This window comes from Colwellia sp. TT2012 (assembly GCF_001440345.1).
GTDB lineage: Bacteria > Pseudomonadota > Gammaproteobacteria > Enterobacterales > Alteromonadaceae > Colwellia.
Genome location: NZ_LJYX01000056.1, coordinates 1 through 1273 on the forward strand (window position 1 = coordinate 1; position 1273 = coordinate 1273).

Here is a 1273-nt window from a genome sequence, read left to right on the forward strand (position 1 = left end):
AAGCATCGGCTGTGGCATAACCACCGAGGGCGTTAGGCTGGCAACGGTATTTATTATCGTTGAACCACGAGCATAGACTGAAATCAGGTGCCACGACGGAATAAGTAAGGTAGGCGCTGCTAACCAATAGGTTAGTAATCCACGAATATCAGCAGGATAACCGACGAAATTACTTGCTTCATCTATGCGTTAACTCTTCTATTTTAAAAGAAGACATTATGGCTCTAAATGAATGAGCAGGGATCGGTGTATTTAACTTGACGTGGGGAGTCATACCAACGCCCAAATAATGGGCAAATGATAGTTGGTTAAAATAGGCGACGCAGGAGCAAAAACCAACTGTTATTTGTCCTGATTAATTTGCTTGTTAGGCTTATCCTGCCAAGGCCACTGATCGGCTCCCAGTTTATAAGAGCCTGTTGCTGTTAATGCAATGATTGTGGCTAATACGCCAAGTAACTTCCATAACTGTGGTAGTGAAATCATAGCAAACAATTTACCAAGGCCTAGTTTAGATAAATCAATTTCGAGTTCCATGTTTGATTTTGCAGATTTTTTTTCTTCAATCGCTAATTTCCAACTTTGAAGGTAGCCTCTAAATTTATCTGACTTTACTTCATCTACATCCAAGTTTGACCAATAAACGTTCCAATCATAGCCCTTTTCAATAAGACCTTCTGATTTCAAGCCATCTTCTGCAATAATCCACATGGGGAGTTCATAGGCGTATGCAATTGCACCTTCTATATGCGTCCAAGTCGTTGGCAATTTAATATTAGTAAGCTCTTTTTCAATATTGCAACGAAGCTCTTTTCCTTTTTCGAACTCAGATCTTGTATACGCAATTACTAATAACCCATCGCATTCGCTAATTGTTTTTTTAATAACTTTTAACGGCTGTTCATGCGACCATTCATTCTCGAACATGATGCGCGACTTTATTCCTGCTGTCTTCAAAGCATCAATAACAGCATCGACAAAAGCTCTTTGTAAGGTGCTTTCATCACCACCTTTACTGATGAATATCTCAATTTCCATGACGTACCTTATTAGAGAAGCCTAACGCTTAACATAAGCGGAAAAATGCAGTTGGCTATAATTTTTGAGGAACGAAAAAAGCCAACTGTATTTTTTCCGTTTAATGTTCTTGTATGGATAATATACCCATCTTTTAATTCTATTGTAAAACAAGTTTAGGTAAAGTGAGGCCCAAGCTTTGGCTGCAACCAAAGCCTTTTTATACGGTAGTTCGATGAAGTTCTGGCTCCTCTGT

Annotated in this window: 1 protein-coding gene; it reads right to left on the minus strand. The window is 39.0% G+C overall.

Annotation, left to right across the window (positions count from 1 at the left end; all coding sequences use genetic code 11):
• Positions 1-342 precede the first annotated feature (342 nt).
• The gene (locus tag ASU03_RS18585) at positions 343-1038 is read right to left on the minus strand and encodes a hypothetical protein (RefSeq protein WP_057833250.1); all 696 of its coding nucleotides are present in this window, start codon (positions 1036-1038) and stop codon (positions 343-345) included.
• Positions 1039-1273: the final 235 nt, after the last annotated feature.

Bases quoted from the DNA above. Each gene is read 5' to 3' on its own strand.
- ASU03_RS18585 (WP_057833250.1), bottom strand. From the start codon at position 1,038: ATGGAAATTGAGATATTCATCAGTAAAGGTGGTGATGAAAGCACCTTA.